Annotated in this window: 23 protein-coding genes and 1 pseudogene; 14 read left to right on the top strand and 10 right to left on the bottom strand. The window is 67.2% G+C overall.

Annotated features, from left to right (window positions below; all coding sequences use genetic code 11):
• The first annotated feature begins 1 nt into the window (after position 1).
• From nadA to CIMIT_RS00295, 8 genes are all read left to right on the top strand, one after another.
• A complete protein-coding gene (gene nadA / locus CIMIT_RS00260; protein WP_038587541.1) occupies positions 2-1,243 on the top strand; it encodes a quinolinate synthase NadA in 1,242 nt (413 codons plus the stop codon).
• Positions 1,237-2,100 (top strand): carboxylating nicotinate-nucleotide diphosphorylase, encoded by an 864-nt coding sequence (nadC, locus tag CIMIT_RS00265; RefSeq protein WP_038587544.1) that lies wholly within the window; start codon positions 1,237-1,239, stop codon positions 2,098-2,100. The genes nadA and nadC overlap by 7 nt, the downstream gene beginning before the upstream one ends.
• Positions 2,100-3,218 carry a cysteine desulfurase family protein gene (locus tag CIMIT_RS00270; protein ID WP_038587547.1) on the top strand — a complete coding sequence of 373 codons (1,119 nt, stop codon included), beginning with the start codon at positions 2,100-2,102 and terminating at the stop codon, positions 3,216-3,218. The genes nadC and CIMIT_RS00270 overlap by 1 nt, the downstream gene beginning before the upstream one ends.
• Complete coding sequence (locus CIMIT_RS00275; RefSeq protein WP_051904667.1) at positions 3,215-4,216, top strand: S66 family peptidase; 1,002 nt, start codon at positions 3,215-3,217, stop codon at positions 4,214-4,216. The genes CIMIT_RS00270 and CIMIT_RS00275 overlap by 4 nt, the downstream gene beginning before the upstream one ends.
• Positions 4,217-4,245: 29 nt before the next feature.
• Positions 4,246-5,694 carry an MFS transporter gene (locus tag CIMIT_RS00280; RefSeq protein WP_038587550.1) on the top strand — a complete coding sequence of 483 codons (1,449 nt, stop codon included), beginning with the start codon at positions 4,246-4,248 and terminating at the stop codon, positions 5,692-5,694.
• Positions 5,678-6,214: a TetR/AcrR family transcriptional regulator gene (locus CIMIT_RS00285; protein WP_038587552.1), complete on the top strand. Its 537-nt coding sequence runs from the start codon at positions 5,678-5,680 to the stop codon at positions 6,212-6,214. Before CIMIT_RS00280 ends, CIMIT_RS00285 begins: the two co-directional genes overlap by 17 nt.
• A gap of 20 nt (positions 6,215-6,234) precedes the next feature.
• A complete protein-coding gene (locus CIMIT_RS00290; RefSeq protein WP_095066738.1) occupies positions 6,235-7,449 on the top strand; it encodes a copper oxidase in 1,215 nt (404 codons plus the stop codon).
• 106 nt (positions 7,450-7,555) lie between these two features.
• On the top strand, positions 7,556-8,623 hold the full coding sequence (locus CIMIT_RS00295) for an HNH endonuclease signature motif containing protein (protein WP_051904669.1): 1,068 nt from the start codon (positions 7,556-7,558) through the stop codon (positions 8,621-8,623).
• Here CIMIT_RS00295 and CIMIT_RS00300 read toward each other — a convergent pair.
• Together CIMIT_RS00300 and CIMIT_RS00305 are read right to left on the bottom strand one after the other, a co-directional pair.
• On the bottom strand, positions 8,559-9,728 hold the full coding sequence (locus tag CIMIT_RS00300) for a multicopper oxidase domain-containing protein (RefSeq protein WP_038587555.1): 1,170 nt from the start codon (positions 9,726-9,728) through the stop codon (positions 8,559-8,561). The genes CIMIT_RS00295 and CIMIT_RS00300 overlap by 65 nt on opposite strands.
• The gene (locus CIMIT_RS00305; RefSeq protein ID WP_144311783.1) at positions 9,725-10,753 is read right to left on the bottom strand and encodes a hypothetical protein; all 1,029 of its coding nucleotides are present in this window, start codon (positions 10,751-10,753) and stop codon (positions 9,725-9,727) included. The genes CIMIT_RS00300 and CIMIT_RS00305 overlap by 4 nt, the downstream gene beginning before the upstream one ends.
• Before the next feature lie 130 nt (positions 10,754-10,883).
• On the opposite strand from CIMIT_RS00305, the gene CIMIT_RS00310 reads away from it, so the two are divergent.
• Positions 10,884-11,564, top strand: coding sequence for a helix-turn-helix transcriptional regulator (locus CIMIT_RS00310; protein ID WP_051904670.1), 681 nt, complete (start codon positions 10,884-10,886; stop codon positions 11,562-11,564).
• Here the strand turns inward: CIMIT_RS00310 and CIMIT_RS00315 are convergent.
• The 3 genes from CIMIT_RS00315 to CIMIT_RS00325 are packed head-to-tail and all read right to left on the bottom strand — an operon-like array spanning position 11,561 to position 13,472.
• The gene (locus CIMIT_RS00315; protein WP_038587561.1) at positions 11,561-12,721 is read right to left on the bottom strand and encodes a globin domain-containing protein; all 1,161 of its coding nucleotides are present in this window, start codon (positions 12,719-12,721) and stop codon (positions 11,561-11,563) included. The two genes, CIMIT_RS00310 and CIMIT_RS00315, sit on opposite strands and share 4 nt — an antisense overlap.
• Positions 12,722-12,772: 51 nt before the next feature.
• Entirely contained in the window at positions 12,773-13,255 is a 483-nt protein-coding gene (locus tag CIMIT_RS00320; protein ID WP_038587564.1) for a hypothetical protein, read from the bottom strand.
• Positions 13,256-13,259: 4 nt separating this feature from the next.
• The gene (locus tag CIMIT_RS00325) at positions 13,260-13,472 is read right to left on the bottom strand and encodes a helix-turn-helix transcriptional regulator (protein ID WP_038587567.1); all 213 of its coding nucleotides are present in this window, start codon (positions 13,470-13,472) and stop codon (positions 13,260-13,262) included.
• 126 nt (positions 13,473-13,598) lie between these two features.
• Between CIMIT_RS00325 and CIMIT_RS00330 the strand changes: the two are divergent.
• Both CIMIT_RS00330 and CIMIT_RS12915 read left to right on the top strand, forming a co-directional pair.
• Positions 13,599-14,840: pseudogene (locus CIMIT_RS00330) on the top strand (glutaminase); the annotation flags it as partial.
• An 18-nt stretch (positions 14,841-14,858) separates the two neighbouring features.
• Positions 14,859-15,257 carry an SRPBCC family protein gene (locus CIMIT_RS12915; RefSeq protein WP_268870456.1) on the top strand — a complete coding sequence of 133 codons (399 nt, stop codon included), beginning with the start codon at positions 14,859-14,861 and terminating at the stop codon, positions 15,255-15,257.
• Here the strand turns inward: CIMIT_RS12915 and CIMIT_RS00335 are convergent.
• Positions 15,254-15,778, bottom strand: a complete 525-nt coding sequence (locus CIMIT_RS00335; protein WP_038587571.1) for a TetR/AcrR family transcriptional regulator — start codon at positions 15,776-15,778, stop codon at positions 15,254-15,256. The two genes, CIMIT_RS12915 and CIMIT_RS00335, sit on opposite strands and share 4 nt — an antisense overlap.
• 39 nt (positions 15,779-15,817) lie before the next feature.
• Here CIMIT_RS00335 and CIMIT_RS00340 point away from each other — a divergent pair, with 39 nt between their 5' ends.
• Positions 15,818-16,999: an alpha-amylase family protein gene (locus tag CIMIT_RS00340; protein ID WP_038587574.1), complete on the top strand. Its 1,182-nt coding sequence runs from the start codon at positions 15,818-15,820 to the stop codon at positions 16,997-16,999.
• Here CIMIT_RS00340 and CIMIT_RS00345 read toward each other — a convergent pair.
• Together CIMIT_RS00345 and CIMIT_RS00350 are read right to left on the bottom strand one after the other, a co-directional pair.
• A complete protein-coding gene (locus CIMIT_RS00345) occupies positions 16,996-17,532 on the bottom strand; it encodes a hypothetical protein (protein ID WP_038587578.1) in 537 nt (178 codons plus the stop codon). The two genes, CIMIT_RS00340 and CIMIT_RS00345, sit on opposite strands and share 4 nt — an antisense overlap.
• Before the next feature lie 51 nt (positions 17,533-17,583).
• Positions 17,584-18,918: a M20/M25/M40 family metallo-hydrolase gene (locus CIMIT_RS00350; protein ID WP_038587582.1), complete on the bottom strand. Its 1,335-nt coding sequence runs from the start codon at positions 18,916-18,918 to the stop codon at positions 17,584-17,586.
• 123 nt (positions 18,919-19,041) lie between these two features.
• Here CIMIT_RS00350 and CIMIT_RS00355 point away from each other — a divergent pair, with 123 nt between their 5' ends.
• Positions 19,042-19,617 carry a TetR/AcrR family transcriptional regulator gene (locus CIMIT_RS00355; protein ID WP_038587585.1) on the top strand — a complete coding sequence of 192 codons (576 nt, stop codon included), beginning with the start codon at positions 19,042-19,044 and terminating at the stop codon, positions 19,615-19,617.
• Positions 19,618-20,211, top strand: a complete 594-nt coding sequence (locus CIMIT_RS11940; protein ID WP_051904672.1) for a TetR/AcrR family transcriptional regulator — start codon at positions 19,618-19,620, stop codon at positions 20,209-20,211. It abuts the gene before it with no gap.
• Here CIMIT_RS11940 and CIMIT_RS00365 read toward each other — a convergent pair.
• On the bottom strand, positions 20,208-21,005 hold the full coding sequence (locus CIMIT_RS00365; RefSeq protein WP_038587590.1) for a hypothetical protein: 798 nt from the start codon (positions 21,003-21,005) through the stop codon (positions 20,208-20,210). The two genes, CIMIT_RS11940 and CIMIT_RS00365, sit on opposite strands and share 4 nt — an antisense overlap.
• Positions 21,002-21,994 carry an App1 family protein gene (locus tag CIMIT_RS00370; protein WP_038587593.1) on the bottom strand — a complete coding sequence of 331 codons (993 nt, stop codon included), beginning with the start codon at positions 21,992-21,994 and terminating at the stop codon, positions 21,002-21,004. The genes CIMIT_RS00365 and CIMIT_RS00370 overlap by 4 nt, the downstream gene beginning before the upstream one ends.
• Between the last annotated feature and the right edge of the window lie 5 nt (positions 21,995-21,999).

Consider the following 21,999-nt stretch of genomic DNA (forward strand, 5'->3'; position numbering starts at 1 on the left):
CATGCCTTCAGTTGCCGATTTGATTACGCGCAAGGCGGCCCAGGAAGCCACCTGCGACACGGAGCTGCCCGCCGAGCCGTGGCAGACCGCCCAGAACGCCTCCTACGGGCCGGGTGCCTCGCGCGGCGACACGTTCGCGCCGCTGCCCACCCCGCAGTCGCCACTGCCTGCGCGGTATACGCAGGCGAGCCCGGAGGAACTCGACGCGATGATTACCGCGGCGAAGGACAAGCTGGGTGACCGGGTGAAGATCCTCGGGCACTTCTACCAGCGCGATGAGATCGTGAAGTTCGCTGACTTCATCGGGGACTCCTTCAACCTCGCCCAGCAGGCGAAGGCGCACCCGGAGGCGGAGGCCTTCGTCTTTTGCGGGGTGCACTTCATGGCGGAGACCGCCGACATTCTTTCCGGGGCGGACCAGGCCGTGGTGCTGCCGAACCTGAACGCCGGGTGCTCGATGGCGGACATGGCCAACCTCGCGCAGGTCGAGGCGTGCTTCGACCAGCTGCACGAAGCGCTGCCCGGCGAGGCGATCGTGCCTGTGACGTACATGAACTCGGCCGCCGACATCAAGGCCTTCTGCGGCCGCAACGACGGCGTGGTGTGCACCTCCTCGAACGCGGCGACCGTGCTCAAGGAGGCGTTCGAGCGCGCCGAGCGCGTTGTCTTCCTGCCGGACCAGCACTTGGGCCGCAACACGGCGCGCGCGATGGGCATTACGGACAAGCAGATGTGCATGTGGAACCCCAACGAGCCGCTCGGCGGCAACACCGCGCAGCAGCTCGCGCAGGCGAAGGTGATTCTGTGGAACGGCTTCTGCTCCGTCCACCGCCGCTTCACCGTCGAGCAGATCGAAAAGGCGCGCGCGGAGTACCCGGGCGTGCACGTCGTGGTGCACCCCGAGTGCCCTGCGCCGGTTGTCGACGCCGCCGATTCCTCCGGCTCCACCGAAGTCATCCGCCGCGTGGTGGAGAACTCCGCACCCGGCGACGTGATCGCCATCGGCACCGAGATCAATATGGTCAACCGCCTCGCGCAGCAATACCCGGACCGCACGATCTTCTGCCTGGACCCAGTAGTGTGCCCGTGCTCGACGATGTACCGCATCCACCCGGCGTATCTGGCGTGGACGCTCGAGTCGCTGCTCGAGGGCCGGGTGGAAAACCAGATCGTGGTGCCGGAAGACACCGCGGCCGACGCACGCGTGGCGCTCGAGCGGATGCTGGCGGCGAAGCCATGCTGACCCCGGAGCTGATCAATACCGCTGTCCGCGCCGCGCTCGCCGAGGACATGCCGTGGGGTGATGCGACCGTCGAGGCCGCGATTGCTCCCGACGCCCGCCTGCGCACCGCGCTGGTGGCCCGCGAAGAGGGCGTCTTCGCCGGGGGAGAGGTGGTCCGCGCGGCGTTCGCGGCCACGGACCCGCAGATCACGGTCACCGAGCTTTCGCCCGAGGGCACGCACTTCGACGCCGGCCAGCGCCTCGCGCTCATCGAGGGCCCGGCCCGCGGCATCTTGAGCGCGGAGCGCGTCGCGCTGAACTTCGCGCAGCGGATGTCGGGCATCGCCACGCTGACGGCCCGCTACGTCGCTGCGGTCGAGGGCACGGGCGCCCGCATCGTGGATACGCGTAAGACCACTCCTGGCCTGCGCGCCTTTGAGAAGCACGCGGTGCGCGCCGGCGGCGGCCACAACCACCGCTTTAGCCTCTCGGATGCGGTGATGGTCAAGGACAATCACCTCGCCGCGCTCGGCGCCAGGAGCCCGCGCGGGATCACGGAGGCGCTGCGCACGATCCGCGCCCGCGTCAGCCACACCACGCACATCGAGGTCGAGGTCGATTCGCTCGCGCAGATCGAGCCGGTGCTCGCCGCGGGCGTGGACAGCATCATGTTGGATAATTTCTCGCCCGCCGAGCTGCGCGAGGCAGTCTCGCTTATCGACGCCCGCGTGCCCACCGAAGCCAGCGGCAACGTCAACCTCGACACCGTCGCCGAGCTCGCCGCCTGCGGGGTGGACGTGATCTCGGTGGGCAAGCTGACCCACAGCGCCCGCGCGCTCGACCTGGGCCTCGACAGCGTCGATGAGGTCGCAGACTAGTGAGCGCCTACCTCGACGCCGCCGCCACCGCCCCGCTTTCGCCCGAGGCGCGCGCGGCGATGCTGCAGGTCTATGATGCGGCCTGCGCCAACCCTTCGAGCGTGCATTCCGCGGGCGAGCGCGCTGCGAAAGTCCTCGAGTCGGCCCGCGCCACGATCGCCGAGGCCTTCGGCGTGCACCCCGCGGGCGTGGTGTTCACCTCCGGTGGCACCGAGGCCAACAACCTCGGCATCATCGGCCGCGCCCTGGCCGCCCCGCGCGGCCGCCACATCATCACCTCCCCCATCGAGCACTCCTCGGTCCTGCAAAGCTGCGCCGCACTGGAGCGGCTCCACGGCTTTGAGGTGGACTACGTGACCGTCGACAAGCATGGGCGGTTCACCCAGGCCGACCTGGACCGGCTGCTGCGCCCGGATACCACGCTCGTCGCGCTTGGCCTGGCCAACAGCGAGGTCGGCACCGTCGCCAATGTGCCCGAAGTCCCCGCGCAGGTGGCGCTGCACCTCGACGCCGTGCAAGCCGCCGCGAACTTGCCGGTCGACCTCTCCGCGGGCGGCTGGCCGGGCCCGTGCGCGACAACGGTGGCGCTGGCCTCGCACAAGTTCGGCGGCCCGGCCGGTGTCGGCGCGCTGCTTCTGCCGCGCGATGTGCCGCTCGAGCCCGTCATCTTTGGTGGCGGACAGGAGGGCGGGCACCGCGCGGGCACGCAGAACGTGGCGGGGATCGCCGGGTTCGCCGCGGCGGTGCGGGCGCAGCGAGAGCGCGCCGGGCAACGGGCGCTGGAGGTGATGGCGTCGCGGGATGCGTTGATCGTGGGCGTCGAAAAGCATGTGCCCGGCGCACGCCTGACCGGGCACCGCACCGAGCGGCTGCCCAACCATGCCTCCTTCGTGGTCGAGGGCATCAGCGGCGAGGCGCTGCTCGTCGCGCTCGACGTCGCGGGGTTTGCGGCAAGCTCTGGCTCGGCCTGCCGGGCGGGCGCTGCTGAACCTTCGCCCGTGCTCACCGCGCTCGGCTACTCGCCCGAGCTCGCCCAGTCCGCGCTGCGGTTTAGCCTGCCCGCGCCACTTCCGCCAGACACGATCGACGCGATCGTGCGGGTAATGTCTAAGCAATGACTATCTACCCGCGACCTTTGCAAACGGGCGACACTATCCGCGTGGTCGCCCCCTCCCGCTCCCTGGCCTATGTGGAGCAGGGCGAGGCCGGGTTATACGTCAAGAGCCTTGCTAATCGACGCCTCGCCGACCTGGGCATCAGCGTCACCTTCGGCGAAAACGTGCGCGAGTCCGACATGTTCTGGTCCTCTTCTGCCGAATCGCGAGCCGCCGACCTGCACGCCGCGTTCACGGACCCGGAGGTCGCCGGCATCATGAGTGTCATCGGTGGGTTTACCAGCAACGAGGTTCTGCCGCACCTGGATTTTGACCTGATCGCCGCGCACCCGAAGTTCATGTGCGGCAACTCGGACATCTCGGCGATCGCCAATGCGATTTACGCGCGCACCGGCATGGCCACCTATATCGGCCCGCACTGGTCCACCCTCGGTATGCGGGACCACTCCGAGCTCACGCGCGCCTGCTTTGTTACCGCCGCGTTCGAGCAGGGGCCGATCTTGTGGCGGCCGGGCACCTGGTTTACCGACGACGACTGGTTCATCAACCAGGACGCCCGCGTCCGCGAACCCGACGACGGCTGGTGGAGCATCCAGGAAGGGTCCGCGCATGGCGTGGCTCTTGGCGCGAACCTGGGCACGCTCGGCCTGCTCGCCGGCACCGAGTTCATGCCCTCGCTCGAGCGCGCGATTCTGTTCGCCGAGGTCACCGGCAAGTACAGCGTGATGGATTTCCGCCGCGAGCTCGTCTCCCTGCTGCAGATGCCCGACGGCGAGGGCATCGAGGGCGTAGTGATTGGCCGCTTCCAGACCGCCAGCAGGGTTACCCGCGCCATGCTGGAGGAGACGATCGCGTCGATCCCGGAGCTCGAGGGCAAGCCCGTGGTGGCCAACGCGAGCTTCGGGCACACCAACCCGCTGCTCACCTTCCCAGTCGGTGGCGAGGTCGAGCTTTCCGTGCGCGACGACGCTTCCATCCGCTTCCCGCGAGTTGAAAGTTAAACGGACGGTCATTACAGTTTCGCCGGGTGATGCAATCCGCCGCCCAACGCTGGGTCTTCTTCGCCGTAATCTCCTCCGGCCTGCTCATGATCGGGCTGGACAACTCGATCCTGTACACCGCCATGCCGGTGCTCAGCGCCCAGCTGCACGCCACGCCCGCGCAGTCGCTGTGGATCATTAACGCCTACCCGCTGGTGCTGTCGGGTCTCTTGCTCGGCACCGGCACGCTTGGCGACAAACTCGGCCATCGCCTCATGTGGCTCGTCGGCCTCGTCATTTTCGGCGTGGCCTCGCTGGCGGCTGCGTTCGCGCCGGGAGCCTGGGAGCTCGTCGCCGCGCGCGGCCTGCTCGGCTTCGGCGCGGCAGTGATGATGCCCGCCACACTCGCGCTGATCCGCCTGACCTTCCCCGACGAGCAGGAGCGCAACACAGCGATCGGTATTTGGGCGTCCGTCGCCGTCGTCGGTGCTGCGCTCGGGCCGGTGGTCGGCGGCGCGCTTTTGGAGCACTTTTGGTGGGGCTCGGTCTTCCTCATCAACGTGCCCGTCGTGGTGATCGCGCTGATCGCCACGCTGGCGCTCGCCCCGGAGAACGTACCGAATCCAACCAAGCGCTGGGACGTCATCTCTTCCGTCTACTCGCTGTTCGCGCTGTCCGGGCTGACCATGACGATCAAGGGCCTGGCCAACCCGGACGGTGCGCTGTGGGTCCCGCTCATCGCGATCGTCGTCGCTGTCGCCGCCGGCTGGCTCTTCGTGCGCCGCCAGCGCCAGCTCGACGACCCGCTGCTCACCTTCGACATCTTCCGCTCCCGCCTCTTCTCCGGCGGTGTGATCGCGGCCGCCGGCGGCATGTTCGTGCTCGCGGGCGTAGAGCTGATGACGGCGCAGAAGCTGCAGCTGGTCAGCGGCTTTACCCCTCTGCACGCGGGCACGGTGATCACGGCGATGGCGGTCGCGGCGATTCCTGCGTCCGTGCTTGGCGGGGCGAACCTGCACCGCATCGGCTTCCTCCCGCTCATCGCTGGTGGTTTCCTGGGCGCGACCGTCGGCACCGCGCTGTTGATTGCCGGCGACTCGGCCGAGGGCCTCGCCCTGGAGATCCTCGCGCTCGTCATCCTCGGCTGCTCCGCCGGCTCGGTGATGAGCGTGAGTTCGATCGCGATTCTCGGCGCCGCGCCCGCGCACCGCTCCGGCATGGCCGCGGGCGTCGAAGAGGTCTCCTACGAGTTCGGCACCCTGCTCACCGTCGCGATCACCGGCTCGCTGCTGCCACTCTGGTTCGAGCGCGCATTCCCGCGGGGCATGGAAGCGCTTTACGACGCCACGCCCAACCCCGCCGCCGCCACCGCCTACACCGACGCCTACCACGCCGTCCTACTCGTGCTTGCCGCCGCAGCGCTGGTCTTTTCCGCCGCAACTGCGTTCTGCTTCCGCGACAACCCCAAGTCTGGAGAACTCCATGCCCCGCAAAAGTAAGCGCGAAGACATCCTGCGCACCGCCTACGCCATCGTCGCCTCTGACCCGGGCGGCATCGAGGCCGTCACCTATGATCGGCTCGCCGCCGAAACAGAGCTGTCCAAGTCCGGCCTGCTCTACCACTTCCCCTCCCGCCACGCCCTGCTGGTCGGACTGCACGAGTACACCGCAGCCGTGTGGGAGGACAAGGTGCGCGCCCACGCCGGAGGCAAGGGCGCCGAGGAACTTTCCCCGCGCGAGCGCTACCGCGCGATGCTGGTGACCATGAGCGAGCACGAGCCGCTCGCCGAGCTCATGGTCACGCTCCACTCCCGCACGCACCCCGACTACACGCGCCCCTGGCTGGAGGTAGAGGACCGGTGGCTGCCGCGTGCCGACGACACGGCGGCGGACCCTAATCTTCTGGCTGCGTCGGCACTGGCCTCGGGCCTGTGGGTGCACGACCACATTTATGCGCGGCCGTTGGCGGAGGTAAACCGGGCGGTGATCGTCGAGAAGCTGCTCGAGCTCATCGAATAAGCACGGTCTATATTGGGAATATGTCGAAGGATTGGAGCCCGCACACCTGGCACAGGCGCATCTCGCGGCCGGTGACCGTCTGGATGCTCGTGTTCATTGTGATCGGGCTGACGCACGTCCTGTTCACCGAACCCGGGTGGCTGCTTATCCACGTGTTCACGCTCGGGATTTTGACCAACTCGATCGTGGTGTGGTCGCAAAACCTCACCGAGCGCTTCCTGCAGCAGCGCCTGCCCGACAGCGCGCGGCCCGCGCAACTGCGCCGCACCTGGGCGCTGAACGCGGGCGCCGTGCTTGTGCTGGTTGGCCAGGTGCTGGTGACCTACTGGCTGACCTGGATCGGCGCGGCGCTCGTCGCGGGCGTGCTGGCCTGGCACGCGTGGGTGTTGTATACGCAGGTGCGGCGCGCCGGGCCCGAGAAGCGGCACCGAGCCGTCGCGCTTGGCTACGTCGCCAGCGCGGCCTGCCTGCCCGTCGGCGTCGTCTTCGGCGCCGCCCTGTCCTACGGGCTGCCCGGCGACTGGCAGGAACGCGTGCGGATGGCGCACCTGTTTGTCAACGTCGGCGGCTTCGTCGGCTTCGCCGCGCTCGCGTCACTGACCGTGCTGTTCCCGGCCATGTGGCGCATCAACGGGATGCACGACCGGGCGGGCACCTCGATCCCGCTCGCCGGCACCGGCGTGCTCCTGGCCAGCTGCGGCGCGCTGGCGGGCGTGGACCTGGCCACCAGCGCCGGCGTGCTTGTCTACGTCGCCGCGTGGCTGTGGACCTTCCACGGCTTTCTCGTCAACGTCCTCGACGTGCTGCGCGACCCGCGCGACCGCGTCACCTACCCGGGCTTAAGCGCCTTCGCGGCGCTGATCTGGCTTACGGTCGCGATGCTCTGGTACGCAGTGCGCCTCGCCATGCCGATCGACCTGCCGGAAATCCCGACGCTCGCGCTCCTGCTCGGTTTCGCCGCCCAGCTGCTGATCGGCACCATGAGCTACCTGCTGCCCACGACGATGGGCGGCGGCCCCCGCGCCGTGCGTGCCGGGCTGGCCGAACTCGCCCGCGGCTCGCTGCTTCGCGTGGTGCTTTTCAACGCCGCGCTCGTGGTCTGGATTGCGACCGAGAACTCGTGGCTGCGCGTGGCGATGAGCGCGTGCTGTTTCGGCGTCCTCGTCGCCTTCCTGCCACTGATGGTGCGGGCGGTGCGCGCGCAGAAAGCCGTACTGCTCGCCGCAAAAGCCTAAACATTATTAGACGCAAAAACTCGCCTGTCGGTTCCGTATTCCGGGCAAAGTGGGAGACTTCTCACAATCCGCCATTTGCGCTGGTCAATCGGCTAATCTTGCGGTCATGAACGCACTCGCCTCACTTGCCCAATTCGACCGGAGCGGTTTCGACTTCGTCGCCGCTGCGGCGGGCAAGTCTGCCCGCGAGGTGCAGGCCGAGGGCGTCCAGTACGACCGCGCGAAGCAGTTGGTCGCGGCGGCGAAGACCCTGTGCGCGCACACCTCGCACTCGCGCTACCAGCAGCGCGCGCACGACGGGGCGCGCGAAAACGGGCACCGGATCGAGACGCTGGCCTACATTGCGCGGACGGCGAACGCGATCAAGGACGCGACGAAGCGTTGGCACTACATCGACACGCTGTGCAACACGGCCGGGGACCTGTCGCGGATTCGGAAGCGGGCGGCGGCGCTGAAAGAGGAGCTGCAGCCGCCTGCGCCGCGCACCGCGTGCGCGCGCGTCAAGCATCATGGCGATGGCTTAGCGACGCTACGCGTCACCGGCCCCGCCCTCGACATCCAAGCCGCCTACGACGCGGCAAAACACGATGTGACCGGCTGGCTGAGCCAGGACTGCCCGCGGGCCGACTACCTGGTCAAGCTCAGCGTGAACCTGGATTTGGGCGACTACGAGAAGATCATCTCGGGCGCCGGCAAGGACGTGATGGTCCGCTTCGCCAACGGGGTCGTCATGTCGGGCGAGGAGTTCGTGCGCATGAAGTTCTCACAGTTCGGCCACATCATTCTGATCGGCGCGATGGACGGGCCAGTCAACGCCTACGACATGCGCTTGGCCACGGAGAAGCACCGCGAGATGATGCTCGCCGACTCCTCCACCTGCACGTGGAAGGACTGCGACGTGCCGGCTTCGCGCTGCGACGCCCACCACATGACCGAGCACCGCTTTGGCGGCGAAACGGTCGTGAGCAACCTCGGCTGGCTGTGCCGCTACCACAACTACCAGGCGGGTCGCGCCACCCGCGGGCACACCGAGCGCCGCAGCGGGCAGATCGTCTACGTCTCGCCCACAGGCCAGGTCACGCCCACCGGCGCCGACCACGCGGCCCGGGCTAGTTCGCGTGAACCAGGAACTGGCCGCGCTGGCCCTGCTCCGCCGCCGTCATCTGGTGGTTGACAAAGGTGTAGGTGCCGGGCTCGTCGAAGGTGAGCTCGACAAATCCGCCCTGCGCGGCCAGAAGGTCGAGGGCTTGGGAGCCGGTGTCGTGGGCGTCGCGAAGCGTGTAGGTGCCCTCTTTGTACACGGTGTCGAAGATTTCGCCGACGACGTGGAAGCTCAGCGCGGTGTCGGGGCCTGCGTTGAGTAGCCACACGCGGACGGTGTCGCCGACGTGCGCCTCGATGGGCCGCTCGACGTACTGCGCGGGGTGGTCGTTGAAGGCGGTCGCGGGCTCGTCGCCGTAGATTTCGCGCGCGACGAGGAGGTATTCGCCGTCGACGGGCGAAAGCTCGGGCGGGTCGATGACGACGGCGCCGACCATGCCCATGCCGATGTGCTGGCTCATCGGCATGGTGCCGCAGTGGTACATCCATATGCCGGAGCGCCGCGCGGTGAATTCGTAGGTGAGGTGCTCGCCCGGCTGGATGTCGCGCATGGGTTCGTCGGGGCTGATTTCGCCTGCGTGGAAGTCAATCGAGTGGGTCATGTGTCCGCGGTTTTCGATGGTGATGCGGAAGCGGTCGCCGACCCGCCCGCGCAGCGTCGGCCCGGGTGCTTGGCCGTCGAAGGTCCAGGTGTCGCCGTCGTCTTCGATGGCCCAGGTGTGCTCGTGCAGCTCGCCGCTGGCTTCCGGCAGTGTCGCGTCGCGCCCCTCGCCGCTTATCGACGCCCCACCGCCCCCACTCGTGACCACATCAAAAGTCATCCCCATCGCCTTGTGGCCGGCGATTGTGCACCAGCCCTGCGTGTCCTCGTCGAAGATGCCGAAGTCGTGGGTGACGGTTTCGCCGGGGTCGATGCGGCCGGTGTGGCCGTCGCCAAGCTTGAGATCGTGCTGCTGGGTATCGGAGTTGGTGATGGTGAGCACGACGTGGGTGCCGGGGGCGACGTGGATGGTGTCGGGGACAAAGGACATGCCCTGGATGTCGATGTCGAAGGTGGTGGCGTCCTCGCTGATCGGGGCCTGCGTGGAGTCGGTGGGGCTGAACGCGAGCGTGAGCCCCACCACGAGGGCGACGACGAGGGCGATCAGCCCCCAGGCGAGGGATTCGGTTCGGTTCATGGGAAAGCGACCTTTCTTGCGTGCAGGACCAGCCCGATCGCCAGTATGGCAAGGCCGATGGGCGGGTTGATCAGCGCGACGATGGCGCCGCCGCTGAGTACGCCGGCTTTGAAAAACCCTTGGTCGGGCTCGGTGGCGCGGCGCGTGAGGACTGGCAGGAGGTGGCCGAGCGCGCCCGCGACGATTTGCGCGAGCCCGGCGGCGAGGATGAAGACGAGGAGGTTTGTGGGGAAGCGCTCCGCGCCGAGGGCAAGCGTTGCGGCGTCGGCGTACATTGCGCCGAGCAGCCAGAGCACGCCAGCAGCGACGCTGAGCGCGGGCGCCGACAGGTCCGTGTCAAACAGCGTGCTGGCCAGGACGGGCTGCAGCGCGTACGACCACGCAAGCGCGCACACTAGTAGCGCTGCCGTGGCAAGTGGCGTGCCGAGCAGCGCTGCCGCGGCTGGGAGGGCGATGCAGTGGGCGGCCAGCGCGTACGAGAGCCGCTTGCGGGCGGTCGGGGAGGCGCGCCTTCTGGTCATGGTGGGCAGCAGGGTGATGACGGTGCCGGCGATGGTCGTCCACGCGAAGCCCCAGACAGCGAGGCGGGAGTGGGCGGCAATGTCGCGCTGGACGGCGGCGGCGACGGCGAGGGCGAAGAACGCGGCGGCGGCGACGTAGCAGTACGCGGTGGTGGCGAAGGGGCCGGGCAGGCCGCGGCGCAGCTTGCGGGCGATGGAGGCACCGTGCCAGAGCAGGGCGGAGGCGGCGGTGGCGGCGGCGAGGTTGGGGAGGGCGTCGAAAAGCAGCGCGACGAGTGCGAGGTTGACTGCGGCGAGGCGCACGTAGACGGGCAAAGGGCGGGAGGCGGTGCGGGTGAGGGCGTCGGCGAAGTGGGTGGAGTAGGTGAGGATGGCGTTTGTGACGACGCCGAGTGTGAGGGGGTGGATGATGTTCCAGCGTGGGGCGTCGGCAAGCACGTTGATGAGGGCGGTGCTGGCCCAGAAGGCGATGCACCCGCCCGTCACACGACTCAGTTTTTCCACGATAATAATCGTACTAAAGTTGCATGTGGGCGGACAAGGGGATGCTCCAACTAGGAGTTTTACCGGTTCGCTTCCTATACTTAAGGCAAGCAGTTGTCCAAGAACTCCCAGCCGGAGGAGGGTGTGAAGAATGGTTCGCCGAAGAGCGCCACGCCCCGCGTCTCAGCTCACCGCTGCCGCCGCCGAATTGAGCGCGAAGCAGCGGGAAGTCTTTCACGCCCTGCAGGCGTTTCCCGACGGGGCGCAGGTCGCCGAGCTCTCACACAAGCTCGGCATGCACATCAACACCGTGCGCGGCCACTTGGATGAGCTGATCGCGCAGGAGCTGGTTTCGCGCAGGCAAGCGCACACGGTGGGTCGTGGCCGTCCCTCGCATATCTTCACCGCGCGGGTGCCGCGTGGTAGCGAGGTGGCGAGCGAGTACATCGAACTCGTCGAGATGCTCACCGGGATGCTTGCCGACGGGGACCTGGAGCAAGCCCGCGAGATCGGACAGCAGTGGGCAGCGAAATCCGCCGGGCGCGAGGCGGACGCGTCGGCGGATTTGGACGAGGGGACGGAAGCGCTCGTGCGCCTGTTGCGCGCGATGGGCTTCGACCCGCTCCCGCGCGAGGGCACCGCGGCTGATGGGGCCCGCGAGGTGGGCCTGCGCGCCTGCCCGTTCATCGGGCCGGACGGCGAGCTGCCGGACCGGACGGTGTGCGCGCTGCACGCGGGCTACCTCGACGGGCGGGCGAGCGAGCTCAAGGTCGAGCTCAGGCCCTTTGACCGGCTCAACGAGTGCGGGGCGCGCATCACCGAAGCGGACTAGTTGATCAGCCAGTCGTTCGGGCTGAACAGCTCGAAGTAGACGTTGGCGGGTGACTTCGCGGCGAGATCTTCGCGGATGGCCTGCAGGAAGTTCGCGCCGCCGCAGAGGTAGACGTCGGCACCGGCGACATCTGCCTCGGCGAGGTTGATGCGCTCGTCTTGGTCGCGGAAGGCGGCGCGTACTTCGGCGTTGGGGAGCTTGTCCGCGAGCGCGCGGGTCTCTTCGCGCTGCGCCCAGGAGTCCTCGGAATCGTCGGCGTGCAGGTAGGTCACCTTTCGGTCCGAATTGGTGCGGGCCAGGTGGCCGAGGATGCCCACCATCGGGGTGGAACCAATGCCGCTGGAGATCAGCACGACTGGGTTGTCCCCGTCCTGGAGGACGAGGTCGCCGGCGGGGAGGGTGGCGTCGACGGTGTCGCCGACCTCGACGCGGTCGCGCAGGTACGTGGAGACCTCGCCGTCGGTTTCCACGGCGATGCGTAAGGAGTGTGCGTCGCCTTCGATGATGGAGTACTGGCGGAGTTGGCGGGCACCGTCGTCAAGCGTGACGCCCACGGAGGTGTACTGGCCGGGGCGCGGGGCGGTGAAGTCGCCGGTGAGCGTGTAGGCATAGACGCTGTCGGTCAGCTGCTCCTTGGCGGACACAGTTGCGCGGCGGAAGACGTCGCCGTCGGTGACGCCGTCGGACTCATAGAGCTTGGCCTCATGCTTAATCAGCACGTCGGCCATGAGCCAGTAGACGGCGTCCCAGGCCTCGGCGACCTCGGGGGTGACGGCATCGCCGAGGACCTCGGCGATCGCAGCCATGAGGTTGTCGTGCACGATCTGGTACTGGTCCTTGCGAATACCCAGCGAGACGTGCTTGTGCGCGATGCGGTCCAGCATCATGACCGGGTCCGGCGCTGACGGGTCCACCAGCTGAGTGGCGAAGGTAGCGACGGAGGCGGCCAAGGCCTTCTGCTGCGCGCCCTGCTTCTGGTTGCCGCGGTTGAAGGTGTTGGCGATGAGTTCGGGGTGGGCGGCGAACATCTTGGAGTAGAACGTCTTCGTGATCGTCTCGATGTTTTCGCCCACCGGCGGAAGCGTTGCCTTGATGATTTCGGCGTGCTTGTCGCTTAAGTAGTTGAGTTTCGGGTTCGGCTTTTCTGCGAGGTACATCGGCATCCTTTCTCGTCGTGATCGGAATAATGCCGATTATAACCGTAGGTATTAATCTTCGAGGTCGGCGTTCAGGCGTGCCTCGTCGTCGCGGCGCTTGTGGCGCTGGAAGCGTGGGGCAAAGTACGCGGCGGCACCACCGCCGACGACCGCGCCGATGACCATGCCGATCGTGCCGCCCGGGTCACCGTCGAAGTCGTTAAAAGCGATGCCGGCGAAGGTGATCGCGAGGAAGACGAACATGGGGATGTTGGCCACGGTGAAGACTTTGTAAGGGCGCGGGCGCGGGGCGTAGTTCTGCATCCACAGCGCGCCGGCGGCCTGCGCGAGTGGGCCGGGCAACAGCGCGAGCAGCGAGTAGGTGGCTGCGCCCTCGGGCAGGACCCAGGCGAGGACCGCCATGATGAACGTGGTGGTGTACATCAGCGTCTCCGAGGTCACGGTGCTGGACTGATGCAAGATCTGCTGCTGGTATTCGTCGTCGGTGCCCTGGTTTGCCAGGGCGATCTTTTTGTCGCCGTACTGCTTCAACATGGGGTTATCCTTCCTGTTCGTCGCCGAAGAGGGCTTCGACGGTTTTGCCGAGGGTGTGTGCGATGTCGAGTGCGAGGTGGACGGAGGGGGAGTAGTTGCCTTTTTCAATGTTGGCGATGGTCTGGCGGGACACTCCCACCTGTGTGGCGAGCTCGGCTTGGGAGAGTTCCTGCCACCGCCGCCATTTGCGGACCATGTTTTCGTGTGTGTCGGGCATCAGCGCTCCTTTCTGCTTTGTAAGCGCCTATGACAAACAATAAACTAAACGCGCCACTATGTAAAGTAAAGTAGACAAAAAGGTAAGAGTGGGCGTCGCTAAGCACAAAGCTCTAGACTGGCGCGCATGCCTACGCCAGTACCCGAATACCTTGACCACCTGCTGGAACAAGTCCGCGACGACGACAGCGGCGAACTCGCCGACTACATCGACGAGCTCGCCGCCGCCGACCCCGACAAGCTCGGCGTGGCCCTGTGCACGACGTCGGGGAACCTCTACTCGGTGGGCGATGATGACTACGAGTTCACCATCCAGTCCATCTCCAAGCCTTTCGTCTACGCGCTCGCGCTGGAGGAGCTCGGCGCGGCGGAGGTGCACAAGTACGTGGGCGTGGAGCCTTCGGGCGAGGCCTTCAACGCGATTTCGCTGGAAGAGGGCACCCATCGGCCCGCGAACCCGATGATCAACGCGGGCGCGATCGCGGTGAACCAGCTGATCAACGGCGCGGAATCCTCGGTAAAGGCGCGGGTGGAGAAGATCCGGGCCTTCTTTTCCAAACTTGCCGGCCGCGAACTGAGCATCGACGAATCGCTGGTGGAATCCGAGATCAGTACCGCGCACCGCAACCTGGCGATCGCGCACCTGTTGCGCGAGTTCGGCATGGTGCAGGACCAGGCGCACGACGCGATCGAGTCCTACACGCAGCAGTGCGCGGTGCTGGTCACCGTGCGCGATCTGGCGACGATGGCGGCGACCCTGGCCAACGGCGGGGTACAGCCGATCACCGGCGAGCGGGTGTGCTCTGCGGCCGCTGCGCGGATTACGCAGGCGGTGATGACTTCGGCGGGTATGTATGACGGCTCGGGGCAGTGGATGGTCAACGTGGGCATCCCCGCGAAGTCGGGCGTGGCCGGCGGGCTGATCGGCACGATGCCGGGGCAGATGGGGTTGGCGTCGCTGAGCCCGCGGCTGAACGAGCAGGGCAACTCGGTGCGCGGGGTGCGCATCTTCCGCGAGATGTCCGCCTCGCTGGGGCTGAACCTGATGGGCGCGGATTACTACACGGCGCCGGGGATTCGGTCGGTGGAGCGTCGAGAAGATTGCACCGTGGTGGTGCTGCAGGGCATGATCAACTTCACCGCCGCGGAGAAGATCCTGCACGACCTGTCGAGCGAGCGCATCGTCGGCGGCACGCTGGTGCTGGATGTGTCGAATGTGACCAGCTTCAACAAGGCCGGGCGCCTCTTGATCAAGGAGGGACTGCGCCAGCTTCGCGACGAGGGCTACGAGGTCAGCATCTACGACCCGGACTCCGCGATGCCGGACTACGAGTTTTCCGACGGCACCAAGGTCCGCGCCATCAAGGACTTCTCCACCAGCTTCACCGTGCCCGCCTCCCGCACCGCGGTGTTCAAGGCGATCACCACGCCGAAGGACTGGTGGGACGACCACATCGAGGGCTCGGCGGCCGAGGCCGGCGGCGAGTTCCACTTCGACACGGACAGCCAGTACGCCGAGTTCCGCGTGGAGGAGGCCGAAGAGGGCGACCGCCTGGTCTGGCACACCGAGTCCACGGGCAAGGAGAAAGAAGACCGCGACTGGGACGACACCTCGCTCATCTTCGAGCTCAGCGACAGCGAGGAGGACCAGGGCGAAACGCAGGTCACCTTCACCCACCGCGGCATGCACCCGCACGAGGAGGGCTACAAGGAGACCGTCGAGGCGTGGCGCGAACGCCTCCAGGACCGTCTCGAGCCGCTGATCCGCCGCCGCGGGGAGGGCTAGCAGGCGGCGTTGAGGGCGGCGAGTGTGGCGTCGATAAGCAGCTCGCGGCGTGAGGCGGGACAGCCCTCGTCGACCCAGTCCAGCGCGATGGCATCGAGAAAGCCGAGCGTGCCGGAGACCGCGATGCGGGCGCGTTCGTCGCTGCGACCGAGCAGCTCGCACAGCGTGTGGACGGCGGCGTCGCGGTGCTCGATGCGCAGGTGGATCGCCTCGAGCGGTTCCTCGCCGCTGCGGCGCCCGGCCGCCCACACGAAGGGGCGCGCGGCGATGTGGTCGAGGTAGGCGCGCACAAGCTCCGCGGGATCGCGGAAGCGGGTGAAGTCGAACGCCGTGTCCTGCAGGAACGCCGCGTATAGGCCCGCCTTGGAGCCGAAGTAGTGGAAGATGAGGCCCTCCGACACCCCGCAGCGTTGGGCGATAAGCTGGGCAGAGACATCGCCATAAGGCAGGGAAGCAAAGGTCGTGGTGGCGGCGTCGAGGATCTCGGCGCGGCGTTCCTCGACACTCAAGCGGCGCGTCATGCCCTTGAGCCTACATCCACGTGGAAGGAGCCCACCCACATGAAACCGCAACTCGCCGACGTGATCTGGTGGCACGTCTACCCGCTTGGCGCCACCGGCGCCCCCATCCGCGACCGCGCAGGCGACGACTCCGGGCACCGCCTGGGCCAGATCGAGGCCTGGCTGGACTACCTCATTGAGCTCGGCTGCAACGGGCTGTTGCTCGGCCCCATCTTCGAGTCGGTCACCCACGGCTACGACACCCTCGACCACTACCGCATCGACGCCCGGCTTGGCGACGACGCCGACTTCGACAGTCTCATTGCCGCCTGCCACGAGCGTGGCATCCAGGTCATGCTCGACGGCGTGTTCAACCACGTCGCCCGCACCCACCCCTGGGTTGCCGAGGGCCTGGCCGGAGACACCGACTGGGAGGGCCACGCCGATCTAGCCACCCTGCACCACGAGGACCCGCGCATTATCGATGCGGTGGTGGACATCATGTGCCACTGGCTGCGCCGCGGCATCCAGGGCTGGCGCCTGGACGTGGCCTACTCGGTGCCGCCCGAGTTCTGGCGCACCGTGCTTGCGCGCGTGCGCGAGGAGTTCCCCGACGTGCTCATCCTCGGCGAGGTCATCCACGGCGACTACGCTGCGATCACCGAGGCCGGCACCCTCGACGCGGTCACGCAGTACGAGCTGTGGAAGGGGCTGTGGTCCTCCATCGCGGACACGAACTTCTGGGAGCTCGACCACGCGATCGGTCGCCACGCGGAGATCGCCGCGCGCACCCTGCCCAACACCTTCATCGGCAACCACGACGTCGACCGCATCGCCTCCAAGGTGGGCCAGGACGGCGAGATCATCGCGCTCGCGCTGCTGATGAGCCTGCCCGGCATGCCGAGCCTCTATTACGGCGACGAGCAGGGCTTCGAGGCGCGGCGCGGCGAAGGTTTTGCCGCCGACGATCCCGTACGACCCCCGCTGCCCGCCACGCCTGCGGAGCTGTCTGAACTGGGCAGCTGGGTGCTCGCCGAGCACAAGAAGCTCATCGGCGTGCGCCGCCGCAACCAGTGGCTCACCCACGCCGAGGTAGAAGTCCTGGACAAGCAAAACGCCACGATCTCCCTGCGGAGTCGTGGCGCGGACGGCGAGGAAATCCAGACCGACGCGTGGCTAGAGCCCACCTACGGGGTGCGCATCCGCGCCGGGGAAGAGGTCCTCTACGAGTGGCAGGCCTAGAAAGGCAGTGAGGAGCCCGGTGCGTACTGGGCGAGCAGCTGCTGCGCGATGACCGCCAGGTCCGGCAGGCGCACCGTGGCCACGTTGGCCACCGGGGCGTCAAAAGTCGGCACGCCCTGCGGCGCGAGCACGATCAGCGGTTTCCCAGGCTGAGCCGGTGCAGGTTTCGCGGGAGCAGGCTGGGCTTGCTGGGCCTGCTGTGCTGGAGCAGGTTTCGCCGGGGCCTGCTGGCTACCGCCCTGGTTGCCACCGTTCGTGCCCTTCAGCCCGCAGCGGTTGGCCGCGCTCTCGACGCGCGCGAGTGCGTCGAGGATCTGCGGTCCGCGGCTGTCGAAGCGGGCGATGGTGCGCGCCTGGCGCACCTTGGCGTTGTAGTCGGCGTCGTTGGTCCAGTACTTTTCTGCCTGCTCGCAGGAGATTTCGCCGGCGGGAAGTTTCGCCAGGGCATCATCAATTGCGTCGGCGTGGGCGGGCTGGGCGGCAAAGAGGGTGCCCGCGGCAGCCGCGGACAGTGCAATAGCGCGAATCTTCATGCGGCCCAGTATGGCACGGATGTGACTGATGTGAAAGGGGTGCGAAAGGGGTTACGCCTTCACCATGCGCCGCACCAGGCTCCGATACGCCTTGACGGTCAGCTCCACGTCCTCCACTTCCACGTACTCGTCGTGGCTGTGCAGAAGGTCGAGCACCTGGCCGAGTGTGCGCTCGCGCTGGTGCAGCGCAAAGCCGTAGCCGACCCCGCCCTTGCGGCGCGCAAAGCGCAGGTCCGAGCCGCCGGCGGCGAGCGTCGGCACCACGGCGGCGTCGGGGAAGAACTCGGCGAAGGTGTCCACGATCGCTTCGTACAGCGGGCCTTCGGTCGGGGAAACCGTGGCGTCCTCGGTGATCAGGTGGGTGATTTCCACCTCGTCGGCCATGTCACCGAGTGCCTCGCGCAACAGCTCGTCGATCTCCTCCTGGGTCTGACCCGGCAGCTGGCGGATGTCTAAATCCAGCGAGGCTTCCGAAGGCAGCACGTTGATGGCCCCGCCCGCACGCAGCACCGTCGGTGCCACGGTGAGGTGGCTCATCGCGTGCGAGTAGCGCTGGAGCTGACCGAAGGCCTCGTAGCCCTCGCCGGCAAGCAGCGCCGCCTCGGTCGCCTCGTCGAACTTCCACGCCCGCACGTAGCCGGGCCACGGCTCGTCCGAGGTCACCGGCGGATTGAGCGCCGCGATGCGCTCCGCCACCTTGCCGATCTTGGCGATGGTTAAGTCCCGCCCGTGCGGGGTGGAGCCGTGCCCCGCGTCCCCGTGCACTGTCAGGCGGCGCTGTGCCGCACCCTTCTCGCCGACGACGACCACCAGTGCGTCCGAGCCGTCCTGCACCGGAAGGTGCGAGCCTCCCTCTTCAGAGAGGCAGTTCTTCCACGAGAAGGCGTCCGGGTGGTGCTCGGCGAGCCAGCCGACCCCGAGCCCGCCGCGGGCTTCTTCGTCCGCGCAGCCGACAAACGTCAGGGTGCCGGTGGGCTGGGTGCCGCTTAAGGCGACGTCGCGCACCACGGCGGCCATAGCGGCGGTGATGTAGAGCATGTCGGTGGCGCCGCGGCCGTAGATGCGCCCGTCGATAAGCTGGGCCCCAAAGGGCTCCTTTGTCCACTTCGCCGCATCAACCGGCACCACGTCGGTGTGGCCGAGCAGGGTCAGCGGCTCGGCCTCAGGGTCCGAACCCTCCAGCGTAAAGGCGATGGAGGTGCGCCCCGGATGGGACTCGAAGCGCTCGACGCGCACGTTGGGGCAATCCGCGAAAAAGCGTTCGAGCGCATCCGCGGCCTTGTGCTCCTGCCCGGAATCGGGGGTGAGATCGTTGACGCACGCGAGCTGAATTAACTCTTGCAGCAGCGCAACTGTGGTATCTGCGAGAGAAGAAGCAGTAGACACTGCATACCCACTTTCTTAAATTTGACTAATAGGGTAATTTACGGGTGTTGAAATGATGGAAGCGATCACCGTTTCCAAGAATAACGTGCATCCGGTAGATGGAGCGGAGGTAGAGGAGCGACAATGGCCCGTCGAGAGGGCAGTATGGACCCCCGCGCAGTACGGACCCGCGGGGCATTCCTGAATGCCACAAGGGAACTCCAGCTGGAAAATAAGACCGAGGACATTACGGTCTCCGCAATCGTGAAGCGCGCCGGCATGAGCCGCCAGGTCTTCTACGAGCACTACGACGGCCGTGACGCCGTGGTCGGCGCGCTCATCGAGCACACCTTCCGCCCCGTCATCGACGCATATATCAAGGAATACATCGAAAGCGACAACCCGCGCGCCGCCATCGACGTGCTCGTCGGCGGCATGTACGAGGAGCGCGACCTTTTGCTTAACGTGGTCGGCGGCCCGGCTTTGCCCGCTGTGCTGGGGGTCTTTACCACCCCGGAGCAGCCGATGCTGCGCAACGCGGTCGACTCCTTGCAAGAGCGCCTGGGCAAGATCGACCAGCAGTACCAGGAGGACCTCGGCGATCTGTTGCGTGCTGGTGCCTTCCGCTTGATGGTCAAGTCCGTACGGGAAGCAGGCAGCGCCGCCGAAGCCGCCGACCGCGTCGCTGAGGTGCTCGGTATCCTGCGCAAGGCGTTTTAAATGACCCAGGCGAAGAACGTGGCACGGAGACAGGGCAGTGTTGACCCGCGGGCGGTCCGCACCCGCGAGGCGCTCGTGAGCGCCACAATCGAGTTGCTCGCCACCAAGCGGGTGGACCAGCTTTCCGTCTCTGGCATTGTGAAGGCGGCGCAGGTGAGCCGCCAGGTCTTCTACGAGCATTTCCAGGACCGCGACGGCGTGGTGCTCGCGGCCGGGGAGGCCGTGCTCGCGCCTGCCTACGAGGAGTTTGCCGCTAACTTCGTCGGCGATGAAAGCTACCCGGAGCAGGTGCGCCAGCTCGCCCGCGCGATTGAGCCGTACCGGCCGATGGTGTGCCACCTCATCGATTCCCCGGTGCACGCGAAGCTCAACCAGGTGCTGTGCGCCCTGCTGTTCACGCCGATCCGCGACGGGCTCAGGGAGATGCTCGATGAGCAGGGCAAAAAGGCCTCGGGGCAGCTTCTCGACGACGCGGCGGTGTTCATGATCGCCGGCACCCAGAACCTGTTTATTCGGGCCTACCGCGACCAGCTTGGGGCCGGGGCGACGGCGGAGCGCATCGAGCAGCTGCGCCTCCTCCTCGGCGGCTTCTAGACGGTGCCGAGCGTGGCTGCCAGTTTGTCGAGGGCGTCGGTGGTGTCGGAAAAGGACCCGATCTCGCTGGTTGCGGCCACGGCGATGCCGTAGCGCTTCTCACCCAGCGTGGCGTAGCCGAACTGGCGGGACTCCCACGTCCCCTCGGGTGTATCGCTCCAGCCGCCCTTGAAAGGGATGCCCAGGTTGCCCAGGCCCCAGGCTTGCGACTCGTCCACGTGCTCCATGAGGTCGAGCACGAAGGCGGTATTTTCGTCCGGCTCCGAATCGGCAAGTTGCGCCAGGTAGAGGCCGTACTTCGCCTGCGACTCGACGGACCACTCGCTCGTACCCCAGATCGGGGAAGGTGCCATGTCCGCGTCTGCCTTGGCAATCTCCTCGCCAACAAACTTCTCCGCCCCGCCGGAGGCCTCCAGGCACCACCAGAGCTGGTCGGTCGAGGCGTTGTCGGAGACCTCGATCATGGAGGTCATCAGCGCCTCGCGCATCGCCTTATCGACGTCACAGTGCTCGAGTGCGGCAAACGCCACCGGCACCTTGATCGTGGACCAGGAGCGCAGCATGCTGGTGTCGCCGGCGCGGGTGGCGGAGAAGTCGTCGTCGATAAGCACGATGCCCAGCTCGGTGTCAGTTTCGCGCGAAATCTTTGACACCTCGTCTTCGAGCCACTGCGGGTCCACGCCTAGGTACTCGTCCTGCTCGGTGAGCACGGGTGCCAGCTCCTCTTGCGGCGGCTCCTGGCAGGCGGAAAGCACGCCGATTGTGCAGAGCAGCGCGGCGAGAGTCCGTTTCACAGCTTCTTGAACTCCCTCACCAAGTCGAAGCCGGTGTGCCCGTGGATCGCCTTGATCGTGCGGTAGTTGCCGGGTGCCGAAATCGTGGCGGTAGTGCCGTGGGCGAGGATGTGCTCGGAGCGGCTGAGCTCGCGGATCGCCACCAGGCGCACCCGGTCCGGGTGCTCCTGGACCAGGTCCGAGTAGAGCATGGGGTCGTGCTGCCCGTCGTCGCCGACCAGCGTCCAGCGGATGTTGGGGAAGTCCACGATGAGGTTGCGCAGCGCGACCCGCTTGTGTTCTTGGCCGCTGCGGAACAGCCCGGTCGGGGTCGGGCCCCAGTCGGTGAGCAGCAGGGGGCCGGGCGGCAGCTTCTCGCGCGCGATGAAGTCCGTGAGCGTGTCGAACGTGTTCCACGCGCCGGTGGATACGTAGAACGTCGGCTCGCCGGGGGCGAGGAGTTCCGCGTACAGGTTGCGCATGCCGGGCACGGGCTGGCGGGTGTTTGTCTTCTTCACCCAGGAGTTCCAGGCGGCGAGCATGGCGCGCGGCAGCATAGTCACCATGATCGTGTCGTCCACGTCGGAGATCAGGCCGTGCGTGACGTCGTCGGCGATGATCTGCACCCGCGCCTCGGTGGCCTCGGCGCTCAAGGGGGTGCGCACGGTGGCAGTGTGCCAGCCGGGTTGAAGCCCGTGGTCCAGAATCAGTACTTCAAGGTAGCCGTTGCGGTCGGTCTGGGCGGTGACGCGCTGCTCACCCAGCTCGACGGTGACTGCGATGTTGGGGACCTGGGTGGTGAAGAACTGGCGGTAACCGCGCTCCACCTTGGTTTTCGGCTCGCGCTCCGGGTCGGCCATGAGCACGCGGCCGAGCACGCGGGCGCGCTCGGAGTTGCCGTAGCCGGTAAAACCGGTGACTTGCGGTACCCAGCCGCGGCGCGATTTCGCCTTCACGTCGGCGCTGTTGATGCGGTGCTCCGCCCAGCGGACCACGTCTGAAAATCCCATAAGCC

The organism is Corynebacterium imitans (assembly GCF_000739455.1).
Taxonomy (GTDB): domain Bacteria; phylum Actinomycetota; class Actinomycetes; order Mycobacteriales; family Mycobacteriaceae; genus Corynebacterium; species Corynebacterium imitans.

Coding starts and splice junctions, on each gene's coding strand:
- nadA (WP_038587541.1), top strand. CDS start 2: ATGCCTTCAGTTGCCGATTTGATTACGCGCAAGGCGGCCCAGGAAGCC.
- nadC (WP_038587544.1), top strand. CDS start 1,237: ATGCTGACCCCGGAGCTGATCAATACCGCTGTCCGCGCCGCGCTCGCC.
- CIMIT_RS00275 (WP_051904667.1), top strand. CDS start 3,215: ATGACTATCTACCCGCGACCTTTGCAAACGGGCGACACTATCCGCGTG.
- CIMIT_RS00280 (WP_038587550.1), top strand. CDS start 4,246: ATGCAATCCGCCGCCCAACGCTGGGTCTTCTTCGCCGTAATCTCCTCC.
- CIMIT_RS00285 (WP_038587552.1), top strand. CDS start 5,678: ATGCCCCGCAAAAGTAAGCGCGAAGACATCCTGCGCACCGCCTACGCC.
- CIMIT_RS00290 (WP_095066738.1), top strand. CDS start 6,235: ATGTCGAAGGATTGGAGCCCGCACACCTGGCACAGGCGCATCTCGCGG.
- CIMIT_RS00295 (WP_051904669.1), top strand. CDS start 7,556: ATGAACGCACTCGCCTCACTTGCCCAATTCGACCGGAGCGGTTTCGAC.
- CIMIT_RS00300 (WP_038587555.1), bottom strand. CDS start 9,728: ATGAACCGAACCGAATCCCTCGCCTGGGGGCTGATCGCCCTCGTCGTC.
- CIMIT_RS00310 (WP_051904670.1), top strand. CDS start 10,884: ATGGTTCGCCGAAGAGCGCCACGCCCCGCGTCTCAGCTCACCGCTGCC.
- CIMIT_RS00315 (WP_038587561.1), bottom strand. CDS start 12,721: ATGTACCTCGCAGAAAAGCCGAACCCGAAACTCAACTACTTAAGCGAC.
- CIMIT_RS00320 (WP_038587564.1), bottom strand. CDS start 13,255: ATGTTGAAGCAGTACGGCGACAAAAAGATCGCCCTGGCAAACCAGGGC.
- CIMIT_RS00325 (WP_038587567.1), bottom strand. CDS start 13,472: ATGCCCGACACACACGAAAACATGGTCCGCAAATGGCGGCGGTGGCAG.
- CIMIT_RS00335 (WP_038587571.1), bottom strand. CDS start 15,778: ATGACGCGCCGCTTGAGTGTCGAGGAACGCCGCGCCGAGATCCTCGAC.
- CIMIT_RS00340 (WP_038587574.1), top strand. CDS start 15,818: ATGAAACCGCAACTCGCCGACGTGATCTGGTGGCACGTCTACCCGCTT.
- CIMIT_RS00345 (WP_038587578.1), bottom strand. CDS start 17,532: ATGAAGATTCGCGCTATTGCACTGTCCGCGGCTGCCGCGGGCACCCTC.
- CIMIT_RS00355 (WP_038587585.1), top strand. CDS start 19,042: ATGGCCCGTCGAGAGGGCAGTATGGACCCCCGCGCAGTACGGACCCGC.
- CIMIT_RS11940 (WP_051904672.1), top strand. CDS start 19,618: ATGACCCAGGCGAAGAACGTGGCACGGAGACAGGGCAGTGTTGACCCG.
- CIMIT_RS00370 (WP_038587593.1), bottom strand. CDS start 21,994: ATGGGATTTTCAGACGTGGTCCGCTGGGCGGAGCACCGCATCAACAGC.